General features: G+C 70.2%; 20 protein-coding genes. 15 read left to right on the forward strand and 5 right to left on the reverse strand.

Annotation, left to right across the window (positions count from 1 at the left end; genetic code table 11):
* The first annotated feature begins 35 nt into the window (after positions 1-35).
* The 3 genes from O6P37_RS09265 to eccB all read left to right on the forward strand — a co-directional run bounded on the left by O6P37_RS09265 (position 36) and on the right by eccB (position 3,214).
* A complete protein-coding gene (locus O6P37_RS09265) occupies positions 36-692 on the forward strand; it encodes a hypothetical protein (protein WP_269893779.1) in 657 nt (218 codons plus the stop codon).
* Complete coding sequence (locus O6P37_RS09270) at positions 689-1,741, forward strand: polyprenyl synthetase family protein (RefSeq protein WP_269893780.1); 1,053 nt, start codon at positions 689-691, stop codon at positions 1,739-1,741. The genes O6P37_RS09265 and O6P37_RS09270 overlap by 4 nt, the downstream gene beginning before the upstream one ends.
* A 66-nt stretch (positions 1,742-1,807) precedes the next feature.
* Positions 1,808-3,214 carry a type VII secretion protein EccB gene (eccB, locus tag O6P37_RS09275; protein ID WP_269893781.1) on the forward strand — a complete coding sequence of 469 codons (1,407 nt, stop codon included), beginning with the start codon at positions 1,808-1,810 and terminating at the stop codon, positions 3,212-3,214.
* On the opposite strand, the gene mycP is transcribed toward eccB, so the two are convergent.
* Together mycP and eccD are read right to left on the reverse strand one after the other, a co-directional pair.
* Positions 3,173-4,474, reverse strand: coding sequence for a type VII secretion-associated serine protease mycosin (gene mycP / locus O6P37_RS09280; protein ID WP_269894153.1), 1,302 nt, complete (start codon positions 4,472-4,474; stop codon positions 3,173-3,175). The genes eccB and mycP overlap by 42 nt on opposite strands.
* Positions 4,475-4,524: 50 nt before the next feature.
* On the reverse strand, positions 4,525-5,889 hold the full coding sequence (gene eccD / locus O6P37_RS09285; protein WP_332909783.1) for a type VII secretion integral membrane protein EccD: 1,365 nt from the start codon (positions 5,887-5,889) through the stop codon (positions 4,525-4,527).
* Between the two features lie 86 nt (positions 5,890-5,975).
* Here eccD and eccCa point away from each other — a divergent pair, with 86 nt between their 5' ends.
* From eccCa to O6P37_RS09345, 12 genes are all read left to right on the forward strand, one after another.
* Positions 5,976-9,785, forward strand: coding sequence for a type VII secretion protein EccCa (eccCa, locus tag O6P37_RS09290; protein WP_269893783.1), 3,810 nt, complete (start codon positions 5,976-5,978; stop codon positions 9,783-9,785).
* On the forward strand, positions 9,782-10,957 hold the full coding sequence (locus tag O6P37_RS09295) for a type VII secretion-associated protein (protein WP_269893784.1): 1,176 nt from the start codon (positions 9,782-9,784) through the stop codon (positions 10,955-10,957). Before eccCa ends, O6P37_RS09295 begins: the two co-directional genes overlap by 4 nt.
* 75 nt (positions 10,958-11,032) lie before the next feature.
* Complete coding sequence (locus tag O6P37_RS09300; protein ID WP_269893785.1) at positions 11,033-11,356, forward strand: WXG100 family type VII secretion target; 324 nt, start codon at positions 11,033-11,035, stop codon at positions 11,354-11,356.
* 16 nt (positions 11,357-11,372) lie between these two features.
* Entirely contained in the window at positions 11,373-11,669 is a 297-nt protein-coding gene (locus O6P37_RS09305; RefSeq protein ID WP_269893786.1) for a WXG100 family type VII secretion target, read from the forward strand.
* Between the two features lie 404 nt (positions 11,670-12,073).
* Complete coding sequence (gene rplM / locus O6P37_RS09310) at positions 12,074-12,517, forward strand: 50S ribosomal protein L13 (protein WP_264011164.1); 444 nt, start codon at positions 12,074-12,076, stop codon at positions 12,515-12,517.
* Between the two features lie 17 nt (positions 12,518-12,534).
* A complete protein-coding gene (gene rpsI / locus O6P37_RS09315) occupies positions 12,535-13,008 on the forward strand; it encodes a 30S ribosomal protein S9 (protein ID WP_408633145.1) in 474 nt (157 codons plus the stop codon).
* Between the two features lie 311 nt (positions 13,009-13,319).
* A complete protein-coding gene (locus O6P37_RS09320; RefSeq protein ID WP_269893787.1) occupies positions 13,320-13,730 on the forward strand; it encodes a hypothetical protein in 411 nt (136 codons plus the stop codon).
* A 371-nt stretch (positions 13,731-14,101) separates the two neighbouring features.
* Positions 14,102-14,476, forward strand: a complete 375-nt coding sequence (locus O6P37_RS09325; protein ID WP_269893788.1) for a hypothetical protein — start codon at positions 14,102-14,104, stop codon at positions 14,474-14,476.
* 143 nt (positions 14,477-14,619) lie between these two features.
* Positions 14,620-15,960, forward strand: coding sequence for a phosphoglucosamine mutase (gene glmM, locus O6P37_RS09330; protein WP_269893789.1), 1,341 nt, complete (start codon positions 14,620-14,622; stop codon positions 15,958-15,960).
* 39 nt (positions 15,961-15,999) lie between these two features.
* Positions 16,000-16,305, forward strand: a complete 306-nt coding sequence (locus tag O6P37_RS09335; protein WP_269893790.1) for a type VII secretion target — start codon at positions 16,000-16,002, stop codon at positions 16,303-16,305.
* 3 nt (positions 16,306-16,308) lie between these two features.
* Positions 16,309-17,772 (forward strand): hypothetical protein, encoded by a 1,464-nt coding sequence (locus O6P37_RS09340; RefSeq protein ID WP_269893791.1) that lies wholly within the window; start codon positions 16,309-16,311, stop codon positions 17,770-17,772.
* 60 nt (positions 17,773-17,832) lie between these two features.
* Complete coding sequence (locus tag O6P37_RS09345; RefSeq protein WP_269893792.1) at positions 17,833-18,780, forward strand: hypothetical protein; 948 nt, start codon at positions 17,833-17,835, stop codon at positions 18,778-18,780.
* A gap of 64 nt (positions 18,781-18,844) precedes the next feature.
* On the opposite strand, the gene O6P37_RS09350 is transcribed toward O6P37_RS09345, so the two are convergent.
* The 3 genes from O6P37_RS09350 to O6P37_RS09360 all read right to left on the reverse strand — a co-directional run bounded on the left by O6P37_RS09350 (position 18,845) and on the right by O6P37_RS09360 (position 22,442).
* Positions 18,845-20,287, reverse strand: coding sequence for a DEAD/DEAH box helicase (locus tag O6P37_RS09350; RefSeq protein ID WP_269893793.1), 1,443 nt, complete (start codon positions 20,285-20,287; stop codon positions 18,845-18,847).
* A gap of 224 nt (positions 20,288-20,511) precedes the next feature.
* A complete protein-coding gene (locus O6P37_RS09355; protein ID WP_269893794.1) occupies positions 20,512-21,552 on the reverse strand; it encodes an LLM class F420-dependent oxidoreductase in 1,041 nt (346 codons plus the stop codon).
* Positions 21,553-21,596: 44 nt separating this feature from the next.
* Positions 21,597-22,442, reverse strand: coding sequence for a dienelactone hydrolase family protein (locus tag O6P37_RS09360; protein ID WP_269893795.1), 846 nt, complete (start codon positions 22,440-22,442; stop codon positions 21,597-21,599).
* Positions 22,443-22,708: the final 266 nt, after the last annotated feature.

The raw sequence follows: 22,708 nt of genomic DNA on the forward strand, positions 1-22,708 counted from the left end.
AACGGCGATCGGGGGGCGAGTTGGCCGAGCGTGGATTGGGCGACGACAGCACCCTGCTCGACCTGCCCTGGGCAGCGGTGTTCGACCCGGCAGCGAATGCGCGGGCATTGGGGGCGGTGCAGTCCCAAGGACTGCGCGCCGCAACAGAACTCGTCGACCGTTTCGTGACGGTGTTCGCTGAGGGCGAGTCATCCGGCGCACGGGACGAATCCGACGACGCAACGGCGACAACGCGAAACGCTGCACCCGACGCGCGTGTCGATGGCCTCTTCTCGGCATGGCAGAACTTGATATCGAAAATTGCGCCGAACGTCGGCACGTCGAATGCCGCCGCGGGTGGCGTTGCAACCCTCGACGTGGTGGGCGGCCAACCGTCGAACACCGTTCACCTCACTGTCACCGGCGCGGGTGCGGCTCACGCCGAGGTATGGCTGCACAACGGTGGTCCGGACGACCTCGGTGAGGTCCGGTTGCGCAGCAGCGAGCTGCTCGGTCACACCGGACACAGCGTCGCCGCGGCTCAAGTGACGTTCGACCGCCGGTCGGTACCCCTGCCACCGCGGACCAGCCACGGGACAGTGGTCACCGTGCAGGTACACGACGGCACGCCGCCCGGGGTGTACCGCGGCACTCTTCTTGTCGACGATCACCCGGACCTGTGGCTGTCGATGATGCTGACGGTGCGGGAATGACCGACACCGCCGACGCGCTCGACCTGGTCGAGAATGTCGAAGCCACCCTGCGCGAGGTCGGCCGGGCGGTCCGTCGCACCATGCTCGACGCCATGCCCGACGGGGAACCGGTGCACTGGCTCTACGGGCCGATGCGCGAGTATCCATCGCGCCCGGGCAAGGCGTTGCGCCCGGCCCTGTGCCTGGCCGCCGGGCGGGCGTTCGGGGCTCCCACCGAGGAACTCCTTGGTGTCGGTGTGGCGATCGAACTGCTGCACAACGCCTTCCTGGTCCACGACGACATCGCCGACGGCAGTGAGATGCGCCGGGGCCGGCCCACGCTGTCGGCGAGTCACGGGCTCGCTGCTGCACTCAATGCCGGCGACGGGCTGGCGATCGTGGCGGGGCAGGTGCTGCGGCGTGCCACCCGGCGACTCGACCGGGACCTGGCCGACCTGGTGTGGAGCGAGTTCGACACCATGGCCCTGCGCACCCTCGAGGGACAGGCCATCGAGATCGGTTGGCAGCGTGACGGCGTCGAGAACCTCGACCCGCAGGACTGCCTCAACCTCATCATGCACAAGACCTGCTGGTACACCACGATCCATCCCTTGCGGGTCGGAGCGATCATCGGTTCGCGAGGCACCGCGGACCTGCGGCCCCTGGTGCGCTTCGGTTTCCACTTCGGCGCGGCGTTCCAGATCCGCGATGACCTGCTCAACCTGGTCGGCGACGAGGCCACCTACGGCAAGGAGATCCTCGGGGATCTCTTCGAGGGCAAGCGCACGCTGCCGCTGGTGCATCTGATGTCGTCGGCCACCGGCGCCGACAAGCTGCTGGTGCGCGACTATCTACGGCGCACCCGCGCCGAACGCACGGCCGAGCAGGTGACCGCGGTGCGGCGGCTGATGGACGACTACGGCAGCATCGCGTTCACCCGCGAATACGCCGAAGGCATCCTGCTCGTCGCCGAGGAGTACTTCGAGCAGGCCTTCGCCCAGGCCGAGCCCGGACCGGACCTCGACTTCCTGCGCGCGCTGGTGCCCTACGTGTGGGCGCGCTGGCGCTGACCGCTGCGCCGAGATTGGTGACATGGCGTTGGGCCGCAGGCCGTTAGGCTCTCCCCGGGGGATGCCATGGCGGAATCACGGGAACGCACGACCACTCGGCTGCAGGTCAGCGCACACCGCTTCCTGACGCGCCGGATGCAGCATGCGCTGGTACGCGGGGACGTCCGGATGCTCGACGATCCGCTACGTGCACAGTCACTTTCGTTGACCGCCGGCGCCGTGCTGGCGGTGATCGCGATCGCCGGGTGTGCCGTTCTCGCGTTCCTGAGACCACAGGGTGCGATCGACGGCGCGACCATCGTGACGGTCCGGGAGTCCGGCGCCCTCTACGTACGGATCGGTGACACCATCCACCCGGTGCCGAACCTTGCCTCCGCACGCCTGGTTGCCGGCGCAGCTGACGACCCGACGGTGGTGACCGACCAGGCGGTCGCCTCGGCCCGCCGCGGCCCCATGGTCGGGATCGCCGGGGCACCGACGTCCATCGGCACCGCCTTGCCGGCGGCCGAATCAACCTGGGACGTCTGCGACTCCGCGGACCGGACGATCGTGCGGGTGGGCTCACCCGCAGACGCGGCGCCGTTCGGCAACGCCGACGCGGTGCTGGTCGCCCCCGTGGCCGAGAGCGCCGCCACCACATACCTGCTCCACGCCGGTCGACGCGCGCAGGTCGACCTGCGCGACCGTGCCGTCACCCGGGCGTTACGGCTCGACGGCCGCACGCCGCGGCCGGTGTCACGCAGTCTGCTCGACGCCATCCCCGAGGACCCGCCCATCGTCGCGCCCACCATCCCGGGGACCGGATCCGCCGGGCCGGCGGCGCTCGGCGGGTATCCGGTCGGCACCGTGGTGCGACTGGCGCGCGCCGAGGCTGCCGAGCACTACGTCGTGCTGACCGACGGTGTGCAACGCATCGGGGAGGTCACCGCGGACCTGATCCGTCTCACGGTCACCCAGCCGCACCGCGACATCCCGACGATCGCCGCCACGGCGCTCGCAGCCGCGCCGTCGGTCGAGACACTGCCCGTCGCAACCTTTCCCGCGCGCATGACGGTCACCGACCCACCAGTGCTGTGTGCGCGATGGCACGCCGGCGACGACGAGCCGAAAGCCGGGACCACGCTGTGGCGGGCCGATGCCGCCCCGTCCGGACCGGGGCTCGTCGCGCTGGCACAGGCCGACGGCGCGGGGCCGGGACTCGACGCGGTGCAGGTGCCGGCCGGGCACAGTCTCTTCGTGCGCGCGGTCGGTGTCGACGGGTCGGGCGGCAGCGCAGGACCGCTCTACCTGGTGAACGATCTCGGTGTGGTGTTCGGAGTGCGCGACGTACAGACCGCGCAGCATCTGGGTCTGCCTGCCACCGCGACACGGGCCCCCTGGCCAGTGCTGGCGAGGTTGCCGCGCGGACCCGAACTGAGCAGGGAGCGCGCGTCAGTCCTGCACGACGCGATGGCGGGACCTGGGCCCGGCTGATGCGCTGAGCGCGACCGCCGCGGCCACCAGGACGCACACGGCGGCGCCGTACGCCGCGACACGGCGAGGGCGGATGTCCGGTTCGGCGGCGGTCGGCGGTGAATCGACCCGCACCGGTCCGCCACGGCGGGCGTTCGCCGCCGGCGCCGTTCCGGTCACGGCGGCGACCACGTCGACGACACCGTGGCCGACGACCGGGTCCCAGCCCGCCGCCGGTCGCCGGGCGGTGTCCTCGATGCGGGCCATCACCTGCCGGGCGGTCAGCTGCGGCCATCGCGACCGGACCAGTGCCGCAACGCCGCTCACCACGGGAGCCGCGTAGCTGGTGCCGGAGATCGGCTCACCGCCCGACGGTGTGGGCAGTGTGGTGATCAGCCCCTCGCCGTCGGGATCCAGTGCGACGACGGCCTCGCCGGGCGCCGCCACGTCGACCCACGGCCCCGCCAGGCTGAACGTCGACGGCGCGCCCGAGGCGTCGACCGAACCGACCGTCAACACCAGATCGTCGTACCAGGCCGGACTCACCACGGTGCGCACGGACTCCCAGTCCGGTCCGGCCGGGCGGGCCGGGTCGGCCGGGGGATTCTGCTCCGGGCACTGGCCCGCACCACCGACGTTGCCCGCGGCGGCCACGACGACGACGTTCTTGACGTCGACGGCGTAGGCGAGGGCGGCGCCGAGGGGGCGGTCGTCGGGAGCGTCCGCCGCCGACAGGCACGCCACCGACGACACGTTGATCACCGTCGCGCCGAGGTCGGCGGCGCTGCGGACGGCCATCGCCAACGTCGCGACGTCGCCGTAGCCCGACCCGCCGGGATCATTGACGGCCCGGAACCGGTTGCTGGACTGCCGGATCGTCACGATCGACGCCTCAGGTGCGACGCCGCCTGCCTGCCCGGGCGACACTGCGGCGCCGATGATCCCGGCGACGATCGTGCCGTGGCCGTCGCAGTCCTCGGTGCCGTCGCCTGTCGACACGTAGTCTCCGCCCGGCACCAGGTGCGGCAACAGCCGGTGCCGCGTCACCCCGGTGTCGATGACCGCGACGGTCTGACCGGCTCCCCTGGTCAGCGGCCGGACCTCGTCCAGCGCGAGCATGTCGAGCCGTCCTGTCCCGCCGACCGTGTCGCCGGCGTCGGCGGCGTCCAGGCACGCGCCCTGCGGCTCGGTCAGGTCAGGAGGCGCCGGCGGGCGCGGCGCGGGCAATAACGTGTCGTCGACAACGGGAGGAGTCACCGCTGAGACGACCGGAGCCGTCATCAGTGGGGCGGTGCCCACCACGACCGCCGCAACGAGCCGGCCCGCCGTGCTCACGGCAGCTGCCACCCGCGGACCGCGGCGAACACGCCCGCGATCCAGCAGGCCAGTGGCACCACCGTGGTGAGTGCGATGTACTCCAGCGCGTCGACGGCGCGCGCGGCGACGGGACCGGCCGCCGAACGTGCAGCCGGTGACAGCGCGACCGAACCGGCCACAACCGTCGACACCGCGATCCAGAACGCCTGACTCGTCATCGCCACCGAAACACCGGCGAATGCCGCTGTGAGACAACCCATGCCACAGACAGTCAGGGCGGTGCGGCACCAACCGTCGGCGTGCGACCGGCTCCGCAGCAGCAGCGCCAGGCCGACTGCCCCGCAGAAGCCGGCGTCAACCGGCCATGGCGCGCCGACCCCGGCGCCGCCGACCGCCACCAGCAGCACGCCCGCCAGCGCCGCACCGGACGCACCGGTCACCAGGGACGCGAGAAGCCACCGCCCTCGTGCTGCCCGCTGGTCGGCAACACCCTCGACCACCAGTGTCTGACCCGCCGGCACCAAGCCGGCCAGTAGCACCGACAACCGCGCCGCGGAACTCAGCGTGACGAGGCCGAGCGCGGTGAGAATCGTCCCGATGACGGCCGTCGGCGCCGCCCACACCATCGCGGCTCCCAGTGCGGCGGCCATGAGCGAGCCGCTGACGGCGACCGCCGTCAGCCACACAGACGGCCGAACAGATAACCGGAGCAACAGGATCGATGCCACGGTCACGGAAGACGCGGCCAGCAGGAAGTTGGCCGGGGCCGGACCGCCGGGCACGATCCGGTAGCCGAGCACCGCGGCGAGCAACAATGCGACGTGCTGCAGGCTTCGGCGCCACCACGGGTCAGAACCCGTCCGGTCGGCGACCACCGCCGCCGCGGCCGCCGCGGTGGCGAGTGCGCCGACAATGCCGAGATGTATTGCAGTGGAGGATGACACACCGGCGCAGGTCACTGCGACAGCACCGGCGGCGACAGTCCAGGCCGTCGCGGCGGACGTGATCAGCCGCGACGACGGGCCGCCCGCGGCGGCATCGGCCACCACCGTCGAGAGGTCCTGCGATCTGAAGGCCGGTGGCGGCGGCTCGTGGCGGGAGAGCAGGAGCACCTCACCGTCGCGGACACCGACCTCCGACAGACTCATCGACTGGTCGAGGGCCGCGCCTGCAAGGCGGCACAGCCGCCAGCGGATCGGTGCATCCGGCCCCGACGCTCCGACCCTGTCGATGATCGACGGCAGCAACTCCGCAATGGTCATCGCCGACGGCAATGCGAGATCAATTGTCCCGCGATGATTTCCGTCGACACTGTGTACCGAAATCCGGCGTAGAGAATCCGACACCGCATCACCCCCCGTGATCGTCGGCGATGTCACCGTAACCGACGGTGCGGGCGTCGGTGCGCGCCAAATTTCCTACCTGGGGATGGAACCCGCTCGGCGTCCTCGCCGTCTGATCGACGATGGAGTTCATCCGAGGGAAGCGGCTCTCAGTTCCGGCGGTGGCCGACGGCGACATCGCCGTGCAACCTCCGCCGGAGGTGCCGCACGTGACGCCGGCCAATCCGCTGGCGCGGCTGCTTCCGGTCGCGATGGTGGTCGCTGCCGGCGGCATGATGGTGCTCTACTTCACCTCCGGCGCCTCGGGTCCCCGCAGCCCGATGTATCTGCTGTTCCCGGTGATGATGGTGCTTTCGCTGGTCGGCACACTGGCCTACGGTCTACGAGGTGCCCGGACCGCTGAGCTGGACCAAGGGCGACGCAACTATCTGCGGTACCTCCAGGCGTTGGACGGGGCGGCTGCGGAAACCGCTCGGGCACAATACCGATCGTCGCACTGGCGGCATCCGTCACCCGACGGGCTGTGGACCCTGGCCGGTGGCGCGCGGATGTGGGAGCGTGCACCCACCGATGACGACTTCGGTCACGTCCGCCTCGGGCTGGGGACCCAACCGCTGTCCACCCGGTTGATCGCGCCTCCCGCACGGCCCGTCGAGGAACCTGATCCGGTGACCACCTCGGCGGTCGATCGGCTCATCGGAAGCCGCGGCGTCGTCGCCGACGTGCCTGTCGCGGTCGACCTGTTCCGCGGCGACGCGATAGCCGTCACTGGTGCGGGTGACGCCGTACGGACCCTGTTGCGGGCCCTGCTGTGTCAGGTGGCGGTGCTGCACGGCCCGGAGCACGTCAGGATCGCCGCGGTTACCGACCCCACCACCGGGCCCTGCTGGGACTGGCTGAAATGGCTGCCGCATCACCAGCATCCGGACACCTTCGACGGCGCGGGATCGGCACGGATGACGTACACCACCGTCACCGCCGCGCGCGATGCGGCGGCCGATCTCCTCGACGGCTGTGTCGGCTTCGTGATCGTCGTCGACCTCGCGGTCCCCGAGGTTCCGGAACCGTTGCGCTCGCAGACCGGCGCGGCGGTGACGGTGCTCCTCGTCGAAGCCGCCGACACGACGACGCGCGGCACCACGCAATGGATCGTCGACGGGGGTGTCCTCACACTCCAAGACGGCCGACGGGTGCTCGCCGATGGTCTGGATGCGGCTGCTGCCGTCGCATGTGCCCGCAGGCTCGCTCCTCATCGGCCGGTGGCCACCGACGCGGACGCCCCATTGCTCAGCCGCACCGACTGGCCGGCTCTGGTCGGCATCGAACTCACCCGCCTCGACCCCGGCGGCGTGTGGCGATCCCGCGATGCCGCAGCGCAACTGCGGGTGCCGGTCGGTGTCGCCGAGGACGGTGAACCCGTCCACATCGACGTCAAGGAGGCGGCGCACCGGGGGATGGGTCCCCACGGTCTGTGCATCGGCGCCACCGGGTCGGGGAAGTCGGAGTTCCTGCGCACACTCACGTTGGGCATGCTCGTCGCGCACCCGCCGGACCGGCTGAACGTCATCCTGATCGACTTCAAGGGCGGCGCGACGTTCCTGGGTTTCGACCGCGCCGCCCACGTGTCGGCGGTGATCACGAACCTGGCCGACGAGGCGCATCTGGTGGCGCGGATGAAGGACGCGCTGTCCGGTGAGGTCACGCGCCGGCAGGAGGCACTCCGCGCGGCGGGCAACTTCGCCGACATCGCCGAGTACCACCGGGCGAAGGGCCGTCGCCCGGACCTCCCCGCGCTACCGTCCCTGCTGATCGTGGTCGACGAGTTCTCCGAACTCCTCAGCCAGCATCCCGATTTCGCGGAGTTGTTCGTGGCGATCGGGCGGCTCGGCCGGTCGCTGGGCATGCACCTGCTGCTGGCCAGTCAGCGCCTCGACGAAGGACGGCTGCGGGGTCTGGACAACCACCTGTCCTACCGGGTGTGCCTGAAGACGTTCTCCGCCGGCGAATCACGTGCCGTGCTCGGAGTGCCGGACGCCCACCACCTGCCCGGCGCACCGGGCGCGGCGTACCTGCGGACGGCCACCGGCGAACTCATCCGATTCCAGACCGCCTACGTCTCGGGTACGGCTGTCGCGCCTGTGCGATCCTCGGCGACCGCACCGATCGCCGTGCCGTTCTCCGCAGCGCCGGTGCCCCGGCCATCCGTCGAAGACGGGCCCGGCGCGGGCGCGGGCCGCAGCGTCCTCGACACCGTGCTCGACCGGTTGGCCGGTCACGGCGCACCCGCACATCGGGTGTGGTTGCCGCCGCTGACCAAGCCGCCGACGCTGGACCAGCTGTTGACCCATGGCGGCCTCGGAGCGCTGACCGTCCCGATCGGGCTGGTGGACCGGCCGTTCGAGCAGCGCCGGGATCTACTGACCGCCGTGCTCTCCGGTGCGGAAGGCAACGTGGCGGTCGTCGGTGGGCCACGCAGCGGCAAGTCGACCGCCCTGCGCACCTTGGCGCTGGCGTTGGCGGCGACCTCCGATCCCCGCGACGTGCAGCTGTATTGCCTCGACTTCGGTGGTGGGTCGCTGGCGTCATTGCACGCCCTGCCACACGTCGGCGCCGTAGCCGGCCGCCACGAGAGCGATCTGGTCCGCCGCACGGTGGCCGAACTCGAGTCGTTGGTGCGGGCCCGCGAGGTCGGATTCCGCGAACAGGGCATCGACTCGGTGTCGGAGTTCCGGCGCAGGCGGGCGGCCGGTGATCCGGCGGTTGCCGCCGACCCGTTCGGTGACGTCTTCCTCGTCGTGGACGGCTGGGCGGTGGTGCGTCAGGACTTCGAGGGCCTCGACGCCGCCATCGCCGCGCTGGCCGCACAGGGCCTGTCGTTCGGCGTGCACGTCGTCCTCGCCGCATCGCGGTGGGCGGACATCCGTCCCGCACTGAAGGATCAGCTCGGCACCCGGATCGAACTGCGGCTCGGCGATCCGGCGGAGTCGGACATGGATCGCAGGCGGGCACGAGATCTGGTCGACTGCCCACCCGGCCGCGGGATCACCCGGGGCGGCGCCGACTTCACGATCGCACTACCGCGGCTGGACGGTGTGGCAGGCCAGGCCGGGCTGGCCGATGCGCTCGCCGACGGTGCGCAGTATCTGCGGGCGCGTCACCCCGGCCGGGGTGCGGCGCCGATCAGGCTGCTTCCGGCGCGGGTCGACCTGGCCGAACTCACCGCGGCAGCCGCTCCGGGCGGCCCGGTCGTACTCGGCGTCGGCGAGCGGCGACTCACGGCCGTCACGCTCGACTTCGACGAGCAGTCACATCTCATCGTCCTGGGGGAGCCGGGGTGCGGAAAGACCTCGACGCTGCGCACGCTGTGCGCCGAGATCGTGCGCACCAAGGACGCGCGAAGCGCCGAACTGGTGATCGTCGACTATCGCAGGACGCTGCTCGGAGTGGTGGAGACCGACCACCTCCGGGCCTACCTGATGTCCGTGGGCGCGGTGGACGCTCACCTGCCTGCCCTGCTGGAACGGCTGCGCGGACGCCTGCCCGGCGATGAGGTGACACAGCGTCAGCTGCGTGACCGGTCGTGGTGGTCGGGGCCCGAGATCTACGTCGTGGTCGACGATTACGACCTCGTCGCGGGGAGTGCGGGTAATCCGTTGACGGCGCTGGTCGATTACCTGCCGCACGCCAGGGACATCGGTTTACACGTCGTGGTCGCCCGCCGCTCGGGCGGAGCGGCGCGGGCGATGTTCGATCCGCTGCTGGCCCAGCTGCGCGACCTGGGCGCCATGGGCCTTCTGATGAGCGTGCAGCCTGAGGACGGCGTGCTGCTCGGGTCGGTGCGGCCGGCGGTCCGCCCGCCCGGTCGGGCCGTGCTGCTGGCCCGAACCGCGGACGAGCAGATCGTCCAGGTGGGGTGGACTGAGCCGCCGTGACCGCGGTGATCGAGGTGGGGCCGATGGCGGTGTCGGGAGTCGGCTCCGTCGACAGTGAGAGCGCGCTGGCCGCACTGGAATTCGTCGACTCGGGGTTGGCGCTCGTCGGGGAGCGGCCGGTGCCGACCGACGAGTTGTGGCGCGACGTGCTGCGTTTCGCCGCCGGGGGACCGGTGCGGGCGGTGGTGTTGGTCTGTCCGACGTGGTGGCCGCCACGCCGTGTCGATCGAGTGCGCACCGCGGCGCAGTCGTGGGCTACTGACGTGGTGGTCCTCACCCGCGCAGAAGCGCTGCGCGCGGCGGTGTCCGCGGTGGATCCGGCCGTGGTCGAGATCGGTCCCGACCTCGTCGCCGTCACCGCCGGCGACGATGTCGCGGCGGTGCCCCGCGTCGGCGATCCGCTGCGGGTGGGTCTGGCGGCGGCCGACGCGGTGGGCATCGGCGGCGCCGTCGTCATCGACGCACCGACGGAGGTGCCGGGAGCGGTCGATTTGGGTTCTGTGATCGCCGACTCGGTGCGACCGGACGGAGTCGTTGTGATGCGCGTCGACCGCCGCGCGGTTCGGGCCGCTGCCGCGAACCTCTGCGCGCCCGAACCATCAGCCGACTCGGCGGTGACGACGCCACGCCGTCGCGGCCGCCGCGGCGTCGCCGTCCTCAGTGGCGCGGTCCTCTCGGTCGCGGGACTGGGCGTTGCGCTCACCGGTCGGGCCGACCCGGTTGATTCGGTGCCCGACGATCCGGAGACATTGCTGGTCGAGGGCAGGGTCGCGGTCAAGGTGCCGGCGATGTGGGCCGTGGAACGAATAACCGACGGGCCGGGATCGGCGCGGGTGCAGGTGAACTCACCGGACGAAGCAGACACGGCGCTGCTACTCACCCAGTCACCCGTGGCGCCGGGGACGACACCCGACCAGGTCGCCGACACCCTGCGCGTCGCGCTGGCCGACGAAACACCCGGTGTCTTCACCGACTTCGTGCCTGACCAGCGCAGGGGAGGTCGACCCGTCGCGTCCTACCGCGAGATCCGGCCGGGGCGCCACATCGCCTGGTCGGTGTTCGTCGACGGCGCCGTGCGGATTGGCATCGGGTGCCAGGGACGGCCGGATTCCGAGCGACAGGTCGGAGCCGCCTGCGACCGGGCCGTCCGATCCGCGCATGCGATCTTTTGAGGAATCGAGGGGAACCGGATTGCTTTGCGCTGCGTCGAACTTGATATCGCACAACGACACTGGAAAGGCGATCCCATGACGACACCCGGCGGTGGTGCGCTCAACACCGACTTCGACCTGATGACCTCGGTGGCGGGCAAGGTCGACGCGCGTAACGAGGAGACCCGCGCGATGCTGCAGTCCTTCATCGGCCGGATGGGCAGTGTGCCGCCGTCGGTGTGGGGTGGTGTGGCGGCGACCCGGTTCCGCGACGTGGTCGAGCGGTGGAATGCCGAGTCGACGAAACTCCATGTGGCGCTGCAGAGGATCGCCGAGACGATCCGGCACAACGAACGGACGCTGCGCGACGCCGGTGACGGTCACTCGCAGCGCATCGACGCCGTCGCCACGAACCTCTGAGAGAACGGGAACCGTCATGGATCAGGTGCTGTCCTACAACTTCGACGAGATCGAGTACACGGTTCGTCAGGAGATCCACCAGACGTCGACGCGGATGAACGCGGCGCTCGACGAACTGCGTTCGCACATCGCGCCGCTGCAGCAGATCTGGACGCGTGAGGCGGCCGAGGCGTATCGGGCCGAGCAGGTCCGGTGGGATCAGGCGGCCGCGGTGCTCAACGAGATCCTGTCCAGTCTGGGCAATGCGGTCCGCGACGGCGCCGACGACATGGCGGCGACCGACCGCAGTGCCGCCGGCGCTTGGGGGTGGTGACGCCACTCAATCACAGACTCTGTGCGGTCCTGCTGGGAGGAGAGCCCGGCGGGACCGCACAGCTCTCTGCGCTCGACGGCCGGGCCCTGGTTTTTGCGCTGACGGTCGTGACGATGCCGATTCGACAGCCCTGAGTGCAAAAATGGCTGGTCAACGCAGTACGGGCCGGGGCGCCGGCGCGACCCCGACCAGCATCGGCCGCTAGCGCATCGCCGCGCCTGCCCGTCGCACGGCACCCGCAAAGGGCATTTTGACCTGCGGCGACGTGCACCGGTAAGCTGCTCCGTTGGCGTGCGGTACGCACGAAGTCCTCGGGTCACTGTCGGTCGCCGAGACCGCTTCACCGTCAACGCCTGACCGGCACCCCGGGTCACCGGGAACCCCGAGAAGAAGAGGTAAGCGCTGTGCCTACGTACACGCCGAAGGCGGGTGACACCACGCATTCGTGGTACGTCATCGATGCCACCGACGTGGTCCTCGGCCGGCTCGCCGTCGAAGCAGCCAAGCTGCTCCGCGGCAAGCACAAGCCGACGTTCACGCCCAACGTCGACGGTGGCGACTTCGTCATCATCGTCAACGCCGAGAAGGTCGCCATCGGTGGCGACAAGCTCACCAAGAAGTTCGCCTACCGCCACTCGGGTTACCCCGGCGGCCTGCGCAGGCGCACCATCGGCGAGCTCCTGGTCAAGCACCCGACCCGCGTCGTCGAGAACGCGATCGTCGGCATGCTGCCGCACACCAAGCTGAGCCGCCAGGTGCAGAAGAAGCTGAAGGTGTACGCGGGTCCCGACCATCCGCACGCCGCGCAGCAGCCGGTTCCGTTCGAGATCAAGCAGGTGGCCCAGTGACCGAAACGACCGAAGACGTGACCACCGAGGCCGCCGTGACCGATGAGGCCACCGAGGCCACCGAGGCCGCCGAGGCCACCGAGGCCCGCGAGCCGGTCTACATGGAGCGGCCCATCCAGACCGTCGGCCGCCGCAAGGAGGCCGTGGTCCGCGTGCGCCTGGTGCCCGGCACCGGCCAGTTCAACCTGGACGGCCGCACCCTGGAGAACTACTTCCCCAACAAGGTGCACCAGCAGCTGATCAAGGCGCCATTCGTGACCGTCGACCGGCTGGAGAGCTTCGACGTCTACGCCCACCTCGACGGCGGCGGCCCCTCCGGGCAGGCCGGCGCGCTGCGCCTGGCGATCGCCCGGGCGCTGATCATCGTCCAGCCCGAGGATCGGCCGGCCCTGAAGAAGGCCGGCTTCCTCACCCGTGACCCGCGTGCCATCGAGCGCAAGAAGTACGGCCTCAAGAAGGCCCGCAAGGCGCCTCAGTACTCGAAGCGCTGATCTGCGCACAGACGCGAAACCGATCGCCGAGCATGCCGCGTGCATGCTCGGCGATCGGCGTTTGTGAGCCGTCACACACTGCGGTCTGAGTAAACCGAGCCGGCGCTGTGCGCGGGAGTGACGGCGCAGCAGTTACTTAGGGCGTGTCACGGTGTGCCCGGTTCGGCGGCGGTGAGCTTGAGTTCCGCCCCGCTGCTGCGAAACCCTCGATCCCGGAGCACGGGCGCCACGCGGCGTCGGCGGGACCCTGCCTCTGGTGCGACGCGAGTCGCAGACCGGACCGTTGCTACCGAATCCGAGAGGAGTGATTGATGACGAACGCCAAGAGCATCGTGAAGAACGTCGCAGCGGGCACCCTGATGGGTGGCGGGCTGCTGATCGCCTCAGGCCTGGGCACCGCGAACGCGCAGCCCCTGCAGAACACACCGGACGGCCTGGTGAACGTCGCCGTCGCCGAGCAGACCATCCTCGAGGGTGTGAGCACCGACGAGGCCGCGACCAAGACCGCCGCCATCTGCGGGTCGGAGGTCGCCGAGGTGACCACCCTGGCCGACCGCGTCGACGCCGAGGGCACCGAGCAGACCGTGTGTGCCGGACTGCCCGGTGGCGACCTCGTGGTGACCCAGAACGCCGCGCAGCCCGAGGGCGCCGAGAGTGGCACCGCTGAGACCGGCCCGGAGGGCGTCGAGACGCCTGACAGCGCGCCGGTCCAGACCGGCTAACTAATCGATCTCACCGCCCGTGTCTGCCTGGACACGGGCGGTGAGTCGTTTCGACCAACAGACGAGTTCGCCCGGCCAGTAACGGTCGCGTTACGCCCACCGATCAAGAGGTAGAGCATCGACCTGCGTGAAGCGCCGCAAAATCTACGCGACAGTTAATTAGATCGCCACATTATACGCGACCAGTCGAACTTATTTCTGTGATTTTGGTTTGAACTCGCCCCTGATCAAGGAAGCCCCCTGTCAGGAAGTTCGGGCGCCATAGCGGCGTTGGCAGGCAATTCCTGCCTCCGGTACGAGTCCAGTCGCTCGTCGAGGGGCCGGACCGCGACTTCCACGACTGAAAGGGATCCACCGAAATGAAGAACATCATGAAGACCACAGCCGCAGGTGCAATGATCGGCGGCTCGCTGCTGTTCACCGTCGGCATGGGCAGTGCAACCGCACAGCCGCTCAACCTGCAGGACGGCCTCGTCAACGTCGCCGTGGGCGACGTCACCATCCTCGAGAACGTGAACGCCGCCGTCGCGGCCAACGTGGCCGCCGCCATCTGCGGTGTCCAGGCGCTCAACGGCGTGAACCTCAACGTCCTCGCCGAGCAGATCGACGCTGGCGACGAAACCACCAACGAAACGGTCTGCACCGTCACCGGTGGACCCGTGCTCATCGAGCAGAACGCCGGCACTCCGGGTCAGTCCGGCGGTGCGGGCAACTCCGAGAACTCGCGCGCCGGTGGAAACCGGTAACTAACGGTCAAGTCACCGCCCGTGTCCACTTCGGACACGGGCGGTGGGCTGTCTGGGTCTCGCCGCCGTATCGGTTTGGCGGCGGAGCGGACGGCACCCGCGCGGGTTGGCTCTCGCACCGCGATGTGTGAGAGGTTGTGCGCATGGGTCGACTCTTCGGCACCGACGGGGTGCGCGGCGTCGCCAATCGGGACCTGACGGCCGAGTTGGCGCTGGCGCTGGGCTCGGCGGCGGCCCGCAGATTGGGCACCACCGGCGGGCAGGAGCGACGGCGCGTCGCAGTGGTCGGCCGCGACCCGCGGGCCAGCGGCGAGATGCTGGAGGCCGCGGTGATCGCCGGGCTGACCAGCGAAGGTGTCGACGCGCTGCGGGTCGGCGTGTTGCCGACGCCCGCGGTCGCCTATCTGACCAATGCCTACGACGCCGACTTCGGCGTGATGATCTCCGCCTCGCACAATCCGATGCCCGACAACGGCATCAAGATCTTCGGCCCGGGCGGTCACAAACTCGACGACGCCACCGAGGACCGGATCGAGGAGCTCGTGCAGGCCGGACCCGGTGAGCGGCCGGTCGGTGCCGGCATCGGCCGGGTTGTCGACGCCGAGGACGCGCTCGAGCGCTATCTGCGCCACGTCGGCAAGGCCGTCACCAGCCGCCTCGACGGCCTGACCGTGGTGGTCGACTGCGCGCACGGCGCGGCGTCGACCGCGGCGCCGCTGGCCTACCGCGCCGCAGGCGCCCGCGTCATCGCGATCAACGCCGAACCCACCGGCCTGAACATCAACGACGGCTGCGGGTCCACCCACATGGAGACGTTGCAGGCCACCGTCGTCGCGCAGGGCGCCGACCTCGGCCTGGCCCACGACGGCGACGCCGACCGCTGCCTGGCCGTTGACGCCACAGGCCGCGTCATCGACGGCGACGCCATCATGGTCGTGCTCGCGCTCGCCATGCAGGAGGCCGACGAACTGGCGTCGAACACGCTGGTTGCGACGGTGATGAGCAACCTCGGCCTGCACCTGGCCATGCGGGCGTCCGGCATCGAGGTGCGCACCACCGGCGTCGGCGACCGCTACGTGCTCGAAGAACTGCGTGCCGGTGAATTCACCCTCGGCGGTGAGCAGTCGGGTCACATCGTGCTGCCGTCGTTCGGCACCACCGGGGACGGCATCGTCACGGGCCTGCGGCTGATGTCGCGGATGGCTCAGACGCGCACGCCGCTGGCCGACCTCGCCGCGCCGATGGAGACGCTCCCGCAGGTGCTGATCAACGTCCAGGTCGCCGACAAGGCGACGGTCGCGCAGGCCCCGTCGGTGCAGACGGCCGTCGCGCAGGCCGAGGCCGAGCTCGGTGACACCGGCCGGATCCTGTTGCGGCCGTCGGGAACCGAGCAGGTGGTCCGGGTGATGGTGGAGGCCGCCGACGAGGACACCGCTCGCCAGCTCGCCGTCCGCGTGGCGGAATCGGTGAGCCAACAGCGCTGACGCGGAACCGGATCATCGCCCGCGGCGTCCAACCCGGGTATGGGAGAACGTGACGCCACCCGCGTCGACGCAGCCGCGCTGCGCGCCGCAGCGCACCAGTACGAGTCGGCGGCCCGCCTCGTCGACACCGCGGTCCGCACTCATCTGAATGCGCTGACGTTCGACGGCGCCGCTGCGGGGCGGGCGCACACCATGCGGGGCGAAGCGTTGCGCACCGCCGTCGACGATGTTGTCGCTCCACTGCGGCAGTGGTCGAGGGCGGCGACGGAGATCGCAGTGCTGCTGCGGCTTTCGGCGGACCGCTACACCGATGTCGACGCCGCTGCGGCACGCCGGGTCGGCTGAGCGATGGCCGGCCAGTTCGACGTCGCCGGCCGGCTGGCGGACGGGCAGCCGGCGGTCGACACCGTAGACGCCTATGTATCAGCCTGCGCCGCAATTGGATTCAACCACCCCGATCTCACCGCCCGGGCTGGCCAGGTGGACGGCTGGTACGGCAGCGAGTCCGGCATGGATCTGCACTCTCTCGACGCCGATTGCGCCCGGCTGCGAGCGGCGACGGCGGCCGTCGAGCAGGCCCGAGACCTGCAGGACGGTACGGTCGGCGCGCTGGCCGACTCCTGGGCCGGATCCGGTGCGCGGTCGGCTCAGGAATTCCTGCGACGTCACGGTGACGCGTCGGCGATGGCAGCGACTGCGGTGCGCGCTGCGGCCGAGGTGCTGGCGGAACTGCGGGATGGTCTGTGGCGCAGCGTCGACCTCAAAGTCGTCGCCACGCAGGCGATCGCCGAGACCAGCGAAACCGAGGAGTGGCGGGCGGCCGCGCACACGGTACTCACCGGAGCCGGAGACCGCGTGGCGGCGAGTGAACTGGTCGATCTGCGCGTGAAACCGTTCGTCGCCGGCGAGATAGGCAACGAATGGGTCTCCGCGATGCGGGCGGGTACCGACGACGTGGTGGCCGCCTACGACGCGGCGACCGCGGAGCTGACCTCCGAGCCGGCGCCCGTGTTCGAAGTGCCCGCCGACTGGGGGCCGGCAGCGGTCCGCACCGCACCGGCCGGGGTCACCGAAACATATTCTGCGGCTGAGCCATCCGGTGGCGGGGAACCCGCGTGGGGTGGATCGCCGGCGTGGAGCGCTCCCGCGGCCGGCGCAGCACCGTGGCCGGCTTCGTCACCGGCACCGGCTGCGGGGGGAGCGGCGCCCGCCGCCATGGAGCCGACGGCGTTGTCGGCGGCGCCCGAACCGGCGGCGGCTCCGGTCGAGCCTGCCGCCGCGCCGTCGTCGACGCCTGCAATGGGTGGGCTGCCGGACGTGGGGTCCGGGCTCTCCGGGATGGGCCAGCAGTTCGCTGACATGCTCGGCGGGTTGCTCGGGTCGTCGGGTGACGCGCTCTCAGGTCTCGATGAGCTCGAGCCACCCGATGAGAAGGACGCCGAACTCGACGACGGCGAACCCGACGTGGCGGAGCCCGAAGACGATAACGGTGAAGCCGAATCCGGCGCTGGTTCGGTGAATCCGGCTGGCGGCGGCGGGTCGCCGGCCTCCACCGACGCCGCGGGCTCCACGCCCGGCGTGACCGGCGAAACACCGGAATGCGCCGAAACCCCGACGCCGGTTGCACCTGCCGAGGAGCCGGTTGCCGGGGAGCCCTCTGCCGAGGAGCCACCTGCTGAGCCGACACCGACACCGCCGCCACCCGCCGAGCCCGTCGCCGCGGCCGAACCGCCACCGCAAGGCGCTTCGCCGGAGCAGGCTGGCACGCCATGCGAGATCGCCGCCGACGAAGTGCCTCAGGCGGGCGGATGAGCGAACCAGCCGCATGATTGGTGCGGGGACACCTACCGAGACGTGCTTAGGCTGATGCGCGTGAAGGTTGTGCTCCTGCGGATCGCCGTGGCGGTGGCGGCAGTGCTGACCGCATGTGCGCCAGACGATTCCGCGCCGGCGAAGTCACCGGAGCCGCCGCCGAGCGCACCGGCGGGTCAGGATCGGCTCGGTGTGATCCAGTCGCTGCGCAACGTCGACCCCTGCGCCCTGTACGGTGACGCGTCGGCGGTCGCCGGTCAGCCGCTGACGGTCGAGGGGCATTCAATGCCGCTGAGCTGCGACGCCCACACGGTCGACGGAGATCGCGAGGTCGAGGTCAACATCGGCGTGAACGTCGCGACGGTTCCTCCGGTGGAGACGCCGGCCTGGGCCGAGCGTCTCGACATCGACGGTGTCGATGTCGCAGTCACCTCGGCTCTGGAGGCGCCGGACGCACCGCCGCGCGATGACGTCGTGAGCTGGACATGCGGCGTGCTCGCCGCATATTCCGACAGCACTCGGCTGATCGTGCACGCGTCCGCACCGCCTGAAGCCGACGCCTGCGCGGTCGGCGAGGACGTCATGCGAACCGCGATCCGCGAATTCGCAGAACGCCCCGGATGGGGATCGACCGACTTCCCGACCACCGTGCTGACGGGCGCGGATCCGTGCGCGGCACCCGAGCGACTGCGATCCACCCAGCGAGTCGACATCGATGTGGCGAGTTCATCGGTCAGCACATGCGCTTTCACGCTCGACAACAGCGACATGGTCACCACGTCCTCGACGTATCTGAGGCCGGAACACCTCGACTACTCGACAGATCACTTCGACATCGGCGGGCACCGGGTGGCAGGCGACGCCGCAAGTGGCGTGTTCGACGTCGTAGTCGGTCCCGAATTCCAGGTCGCGGGTGAGCGGTTGGTCCCGACGATGAACATCGTGGACCTCTCACTGGACATGAACCGCATCAGGACGGTCGCCCGAGCGATCGCGGAGCAGTACTGACCCACTGAGCCAAGAGAAAGGCCCGCGGTGAACCCGCGGGCCTTCCGTCAGTGCTCGTCGCCGATCAGCGGCTGCGCGACAACCCGGCCGAGAATGATGCGGCAGTGGTGCTCCGCCCGCCGCCGGTCCGTCCGGACTGACCGCGGCGGTTGCCGCCGCCGCCCTGGCCGCCGGAGTGCCCGCTGCGTTGGGCACCGCCGCGCTGGCCGCCACGGCTCTGGCCGCCGTTCTGGCCGCCGCCGCCCTGGCCGCCGCGGTTCGGATTGCGCCGTCGTCCGGACTGCTGACGCGGTTCGTTCTGCTCGTTCATCGGCGCCGCGACCACCAGCGGTCCGTCGAAACTGCGCTCACCCGGGGCGATCTCGAGCAACACCGGGTGCGAGGCACCGTTGAAGCGGGTGATCGTCGGCTTGATGCCCGCCTTGCGGGTCAGCGTCCGGACGTCGGACACCTGCGCGTCCAGCATCAGGGTGACCACGGTGCCGTCGGCGCCGGCGCGGGCCGTGCGGCCCGAGCGGTGCAGGTACGCCTTGTGCTCGACGGGCGGATCAGCGTGTACGACCAGGGTGATGTCATCGACGTGGATGCCGCGCGCGGCGATGTCGGTGGCCACCATGACCGTGGCGGAGCCGTCGGAGAACGCGGCGAGGTTGCGCGTGCGGGCGTTCTGCGACAAGTTGCCGTGCAGTTCGACGGCGGGTACGCCGCGCGAGTTGAGCTGCCGTGTCAGGTTCTTCGCGCCGTGCTTGGTGCGGGCGAAGACGATGGTGCGGCCCGGTGACGCGGCGAGGTCGGTCAGCACGTTGACCCGTGCCGCCGTGCCGTCGACGTGCAGCACGTGGTGCACCATCGCCGACACCGGTGACTGCGCCGAGTCGACGCTGTGCTCGATCGGGTTGGTGAGGTAGCGCTTGACGATGACGTCGACGCCGCCGTCGAGGGTGGCGGAGAACAACATCCGCTGCCCGTCGCGCGGTGTCTTGTCGAGCAGCCGCTTGACGGGGGGCAGGAAGCCGAGGTCGGCCATGTGGTCGGCCTCGTCGAGCACGGTGATCTCGATCGCGGACAGGTCCGCGTGATGCGAACGCACATGGTCCTCGAGCCGGCCCGGGCAGGCGATCACGATGTCGACGCCCTGGCGCAGCTTGTTGATCTGCGGTTGCGCGCCGACACCGCCGAAGATGACGACGGAACGCAGACCGGTCGCCTCGGCCAGCGGGGCCAGCGCCGCGTCGATCTGGGCGACGAGTTCGCGCGTCGGCGCGAGGATCAGCGCGCGCGGCTTGCCGGGACGACGCGGCTTCGCGTCGTTGGCCAGCCGGGTGACGACCGGCAGCAGGAAGGCATAGGTCTTGCCGGAGCCGGTCCGGCCGCGGCCCAGCACGTCACGGCCTGCCAGCGAGTCGGGCAGCGTGGCGGACTGGATGGGGAAGGGGCTCTCGACGCCGTTGGCGGAGAGGGAATCGACGACGGCCTTCGGCAGGTCGAAGTCGGCGAAGGAGGGCATGGTTGACCCACCGGTTTCTTGCACAGACAAGGTTGGATACTCCGAAAAAGTAGTGTGGTCGTCCTGCCCGGCGCGGGTGAGTTCCCGCGGCGCTCGGTTGACGATCGAGAAGCGGCAAAAGGCAGAACAGACGATGCCGCTGTGAGCAGTCTACCGGGTCTGCACGGAAATGCCGCTATGGCGCTGGTCACCGTGCGCCGACACGGGGTCGGCCCCGGCGGCGATCAGGGCAGCAGTGACTGCAGTTCCTCGACGTACCGCACCGACTCACGACGATCGCCGGTCAACGGGTGCACCAGCATTGTTGTGACACCGGCCTCGGCGAACGCGGCCAGCCGTTCCTTGACGAAACCCCGTGTGCCGACCAGCGACACGCTGCGCACGAGTTCGTCGGGCACGGCGTCGATGGCTTCGGCCTTCTTGCCTGCCAGGAACAGATCCTGGATGTGGTCGGCGATCTCGCCGTAGCCGTAGCGGGTGGCGAGCTTGTGATAGAAGTTCTGCCCCCGGGCTCCCATGCCGCCGATGTAGAGCGCCAGTTGGGGTTTGGCCCACGCAAGCTTGTCCTCGACGTCGTCGCCGATGGCCAGGCTGGCGCTGACCATGACGTCCAGTGGGCCGAGTTGCGGGTCGCGCCTGGCCGATCCGCTGCGCAATGCGTCGCCCCACACGTCGTCAGCCTTCTCCGGGAGGAAGAACACCGGTTGCCAGCCCTCGGCGATCTCGGCGGTCAACTCGACGTTCTTCGGGCCGAGCGCGGCGATGGTGATCGGGATACGTTCGCGCACCGGATGATTGATGAGGTGAAGCGGCTTGCCGAGACCGGTGCCCCGGTCGGCGGGCAAGGGGATCTGGTAGTGGCGGCCGTCGTGGACGACGTCCTCGCGGCGCCACACCTGGCGGCAGATCTCGACGACTTCGCGGGTGCGACCGAGCGGAGCGTCGAAGGGCACGCCGTGGAAGCCCTCCATCACCTGCGGTCCCGAGGTGCCGATGCCCAGCCGGAACCGGCCGTCGGACACGTAGTCCAGACCCGCGGCCGTCATCGCCAGCAGCGATGGTGTGCGCACGTAGATCGGGACGACGCCGGAGCCCAGCTCGATCGTCGAGGTCTTCGCCGCCAGATAGCCCAGCTGGCTGATCGCGTCATAGGAGTAGGCCTCGGCGACCAGGGCGATGTCGACACCGACCTTCTCCAGTTCGACGACGTCCTCGACCGCTTCCTTGAAGCCGCCGGCGTAGCTCAGGAAGATGCCAGTCCGCATGACTCCAAAACCTATCCCAACCGGTTGGTTGGGCGCGCGGCGGGTCAGGGCTTGAGCAGGGCGACGACCTTGTTCTCCAGGTCGACGGGGTCGTCGGAGAACGGGTCGAGCACGTCCGCGTGGGGCAGCGCCGCCTCGGGGTCGGCGAAGTCGCGATAGGCCTTGTCGCCGGTCAACTCGTGCAGGAGATAGCCGGTGAGCAGTGCCCGGACGATCTTCTGGGTGCCCTTGTCGGCGCCGGGCAGGCCGACCACGCGGGCCAGGCGCCTGCCCTCGATGAGGCCGCCGGCCTTGACCTTGTGCACCGCGCGCAGTGTCGCCGGACGCCACACCCGCGCCAGTTCGACGGCGTTGGATCGCAGGGACATCGGATCGCCCGGATCGGCCAGGATCAGGCCCGGCACTCGCAGCGACGCCGCCGGCTGCACGGTCGGGGGACTGGTCACCGTCGGGAACAACGCGGCGACGGCCTTCACCCGCGACGGCATGCCTGCCGCGGCGAACACGGCCGCCGACCCGCCGAAACCGTGCCCCGCCAGGCCGAGCTTGGTGGGGTGCACGCTGATCTTGCCGGGCCCCAGCCGCACGCCGCTGAGGATGTCCAGGGTGGTCCCCAGGTCGAACGCCAGGTTGAGCACCGAGGGCGCCAGCCCGGTCTCGGTGGCCGGCACGGCGGCGACGATGCCCCACGACGCCAGGTGCTCGATGGTCCCGTGATAGCGGTAGTCACCGGCCAGCCAGTCGTGGCCGAACGCCACCGCGGGCAGGTTCATGCCCGACTCCGGGGTGTAGACGACACCGGGAAGTCCGGCGAAGGCGAGGTCACCGCGCAGAACGCGGTGCGGTCCGCGGCGGGTCAGCGCCTTGAACAGCTTCTTGGTGCTCGGCACGAATCGACCGTAGCCCACCGCCGCCGTATTCCGCCTTCGGCGTCGTGGTCGCGCGGCGACGGATCGGCTAGACGCCCAGAGCCGGACCGATGGTGTTTGCGCTTGCAAAGACTCTGCTAAGCGCGAACGTCCGACAATGCTCCGTCGTCTTCACTGCTGGCAAACTTCGGCAGCAACGAAACCCGTGAGTTCACAGCGACGGGCCGCCCGTGGGTGGCGATCCGGCCCCTCGACCGTCCGTCTTCGCAGCTCAGCGTTGGTCCATG

Origin of the sequence: Mycobacterium hippophais, from assembly GCF_027529605.1 — a bacterium.
Classification (GTDB): domain Bacteria; phylum Actinomycetota; class Actinomycetes; order Mycobacteriales; family Mycobacteriaceae; genus Mycobacterium; species Mycobacterium arseniciresistens.